We start from the raw sequence: 3,000 nt of genomic DNA, 5'->3' as shown, positions 1-3,000 counted from the left end.
GAACAATTCAAGAAGACGATCGACCAAAACAAACTACCTTCAGAATTGGGACATCCCCAACTCGAATATCCCTTTGAAGAAATTGTCCGATTATTGGGTGCAAATTCATGAGTAATTCTCCAAACGATGCTTTTAGTCGGCTGAAAGATCGAACTAGAGCAACGGTTCCGGCGCGAAACAAATCATTGACGGATTCTAGTGATGACACAAAAACTGAAATTAGTCATTCAGTAAAGACTGAAATTAGTCAAGACGTTATAGCTGAAGTTAGTCAAGCTAATTTGACCAAACCAGAACTAGCCCAAGACATCCAAGAACGAGAGGCGGTGCGGCGGACACTCCGAATCGATCGAGACATTGATTCGGAGCTAGAGCAGGTGTGTAGTAAGAGTAAGATTACGAGAGAAACGTTTTTGGAAGCGGCTTATCTGGCTTGCACTCAAAATCCAGACTTGATGGCAGCGGTATTAGTGGAGGCACAACAACGCTATCGCCAACGTAAACAAGCAGGGGAACAGCGGAAATTTGAAACGATGAGTCGGAAATACGGGGGTAATTAATTCAACTTTGTTATAATGATTTGTAATAATATTTGACGATCTATGCCATCTAAAAGTTATCCCATTAGTCCAGCTAAAATCGGCAGCCAAGACGGGTTTCGTCTGCCTAAAGCCTTCTCTCACGACCATCCCCATTTGGTGACTGCTAAAGGTCATATCGAAATGATCGATGAGAACACCTTTCTGGTGCATCTGGAACCCGATCGATCGCTAGAATCCGACCTAGATGATGATGAAAGCCTGATGATGAAGCTGTTCCTAGATTCGTTGCTGAAGTTTGCGATTGCTAAACCGGATTCACTCACTCTCTACACCCAAGAAATGGCTGACGAGATGGATGAATTACTGGCTGGTGTCGTTGTGGATGAAGATGAATGAACCCATTCGATGCCAATGGTTGGACGATTCTGTTCTACACCGATTTTCACCTTCAATGGGAGGACTTAACCGCCAAGGTGGTCAAACTGAAATCGAAATTAGACCCTAAAGATTTTGTCACCCATCCTGATGTCAAACTGCTTAAAGCGATTGATTCCGGCATCAGGGACAAAATCTCGTTAGATCCTTTCGCCAGTCATTTTGGACTGCGAAAGCCACTCGAACGATATGGTAGGCTCAAGAAAATGGGTCTACCGCAACGCTATCGGCTATTTTTCAGAGCCTTTGCTACTCGGAAAGTAATTATTATCCTGTGGCTGGGTTTTCCACGCAAGGAAGGCGACCGTCGCGACTGTTATCAAGTTTTTTCAAGGATGGTTGCTAATGGTAAACTACCTGACTCCTATGAATCACTGGTGGCTGAATTCGATCTTGAGGATGAACTCATTGCTGAAGCTGATTTAGAAGATGATATTAATGCGATCGATCTCTTCGGGAATTGAGAATTAATAATTGGGTTTTTAGGGTGGGGGATTTAAACCCCTGCTCTTTGTTAAAGTAAGTTATGCAACAGTTGTTTCATTACCTACCCTAAGTAAAAAGAAGGTCATATTATTCATCTTGATTTCTATTGCTAATCTCCATTTGTATACCACTTGACGGCGAGATGATCTTCCACCGAAAACACGCCTTGAGCAGCCCAGGCAATGCGTTCGGCTTCCTCACGCTGGGCAAGCGTCCGCACTGTGCCGTGGAGGATGACTTTGCTACCCACAATCTCGATGCGGATTTTGCTGGCATCTAACATGGCATTGCGAGCAAATGCCGCTTCAATATCCATGCCAACTGCGGGAATTTTATCCGTGGGTTTAATTGAAATTGAATTTGATACCCCATGAACGCCTGCGATCGATCGCATGACGGTTTCGGCTGCATTCTTTTGATACCACCACTCCACCTCACCTTCGAGAACAATCCAACCATTCCGCACCGTGATCTCGACAGTTCCGGTGGGAATTGTGGTAGCCCAGGCAATTTTGTGAGCGGCGGCTGCGGCGATTTCGCTATCAGTGCGGTGGTTGGCATCGGGGATATGGAGTTCGATATCATCAGCAATCGCCAACACCCCAGCCACCCGTTTAACTGCATGGACGGCTGCCAATTTCTCGTCAAAGCTGGTAGCGTAGCCATTGAGTGTGACAACGCCATCTGTGACTAAGACACCGATTTCTGTGACTTTGAGACTGGGATCGTATTTGAGTTCTGACAATACATCAGTTTTGATTTCGGTGTCAGTTTTATCTAGAATATTAATCATTTGTTTTTCCTTTGTTTTATCTGATTTATTGATGTATTTAGTATTCGATTTGGCAGTTGTGGTTACGAGTTTATTAACTAACTGCTGTATCGTAAATTTCAGTTATTATGTGATCGTCTATGATTCGATTTTCAGGTTGATTTAGTTTGTGTCATGAATTTAAACTCAAGTTGCGAATTAATATTTTAGCTAACAGCAATAATTAGAATAACGAGTGTTTTTTTAATTATTTTAACTGTTGTTTTATTCATTCCAGATTTTTTTTGCGTGTCGGTTGGATGGTTTTTTCTGGAGCTAGTTTTAATTGAGTTTGAAGATCGACTAGGTGAACGCCAATCAGGTTTGGTAGCACGATGCTTGCGGCTCCAACGCGAGTAATGGGGCCGATGCCGATCGATCTCATCCCCGCCGCGATCGCCGCTTGAACGCCCACGGTGGCATCTTCAACTACCACACAGCGATCGGGAGCAAGTCCGATCTGTTGAGCAGCATACAAAAATAGGTCTGGAGCTGGCTTAGGTGGCTCGACACTATCACCATCGGCGATCGCATCCACCAGATGACCAATACCTAATTTATCGATGACGGTGCGGGCATTTTTACTCGCAGAACCGATCGCGATTTTGAGTCCCGCTTGTCGGAGTTCTGTTAATAATTCAACGGCTCCTGGGAAGATATTTTGGGGGGTAATAGTTTTGATCGATTCCACATAATAATGATTTTTGCGCTCCATCATCCCCTGAA

At 44.2% G+C, this 3,000-nt stretch carries 5 protein-coding genes; 3 read left to right on the top strand and 2 right to left on the bottom strand.

The window, feature by feature from the left end:
• Positions 1 to 107: 107 nt before the first annotated feature.
• From RMO55_RS11070 to RMO55_RS11060, 3 genes are read left to right on the top strand one after another with little or no spacing between them, the layout of a single operon-like run.
• Positions 108 to 560, top strand: a complete 453-nt coding sequence (locus RMO55_RS11070; RefSeq protein ID WP_310426527.1) for a hypothetical protein — start codon at positions 108 to 110, stop codon at positions 558 to 560.
• Between the two features lie 42 nt (positions 561 to 602).
• Positions 603 to 938 carry a hypothetical protein gene (locus RMO55_RS11065; RefSeq protein ID WP_310426525.1) on the top strand — a complete coding sequence of 112 codons (336 nt, stop codon included), beginning with the start codon at positions 603 to 605 and terminating at the stop codon, positions 936 to 938.
• Complete coding sequence (locus tag RMO55_RS11060; protein ID WP_310426523.1) at positions 935 to 1,441, top strand: type II toxin-antitoxin system YhaV family toxin; 507 nt, start codon at positions 935 to 937, stop codon at positions 1,439 to 1,441. The genes RMO55_RS11065 and RMO55_RS11060 overlap by 4 nt, the downstream gene beginning before the upstream one ends.
• Before the next feature lie 131 nt (positions 1,442 to 1,572).
• Here RMO55_RS11060 and RMO55_RS11055 read toward each other — a convergent pair whose 3' ends face one another.
• Both RMO55_RS11055 and RMO55_RS11050 read right to left on the bottom strand, forming a co-directional pair.
• On the bottom strand, positions 1,573 to 2,256 hold the full coding sequence (locus RMO55_RS11055) for a BON domain-containing protein (protein WP_310426522.1): 684 nt from the start codon (positions 2,254 to 2,256) through the stop codon (positions 1,573 to 1,575).
• A 247-nt stretch (positions 2,257 to 2,503) separates the two neighbouring features.
• Positions 2,504 to 3,000 (bottom strand): HAD-IA family hydrolase (locus RMO55_RS11050; RefSeq protein WP_310426521.1); only part of this gene is annotated, 497 nt, incomplete at its 5' end.

This window comes from Chamaesiphon sp. VAR_48_metabat_135_sub (assembly GCF_031418915.1).
Taxonomy (GTDB): Bacteria; Cyanobacteriota; Cyanobacteriia; order Cyanobacteriales; family Chamaesiphonaceae; genus Chamaesiphon.
Note: the sequence above shows the minus strand (reverse complement) of the source record. Positions and strands in the feature narration are given on the sequence as shown.

What these genes read in the sequence shown, in the direction of transcription:
- RMO55_RS11055 (WP_310426522.1), bottom strand. Translation starts at nt 2,256, where the DNA reads ATGATTAATATTCTAGATAAAACTGACACCGAAATCAAAACTGATGTA.
- RMO55_RS11060 (WP_310426523.1), top strand. Translation starts at nt 935, where the DNA reads ATGAACCCATTCGATGCCAATGGTTGGACGATTCTGTTCTACACCGAT.
- RMO55_RS11070 (WP_310426527.1), top strand. Translation starts at nt 108, where the DNA reads ATGAGTAATTCTCCAAACGATGCTTTTAGTCGGCTGAAAGATCGAACT.
- RMO55_RS11065 (WP_310426525.1), top strand. Translation starts at nt 603, where the DNA reads ATGCCATCTAAAAGTTATCCCATTAGTCCAGCTAAAATCGGCAGCCAA.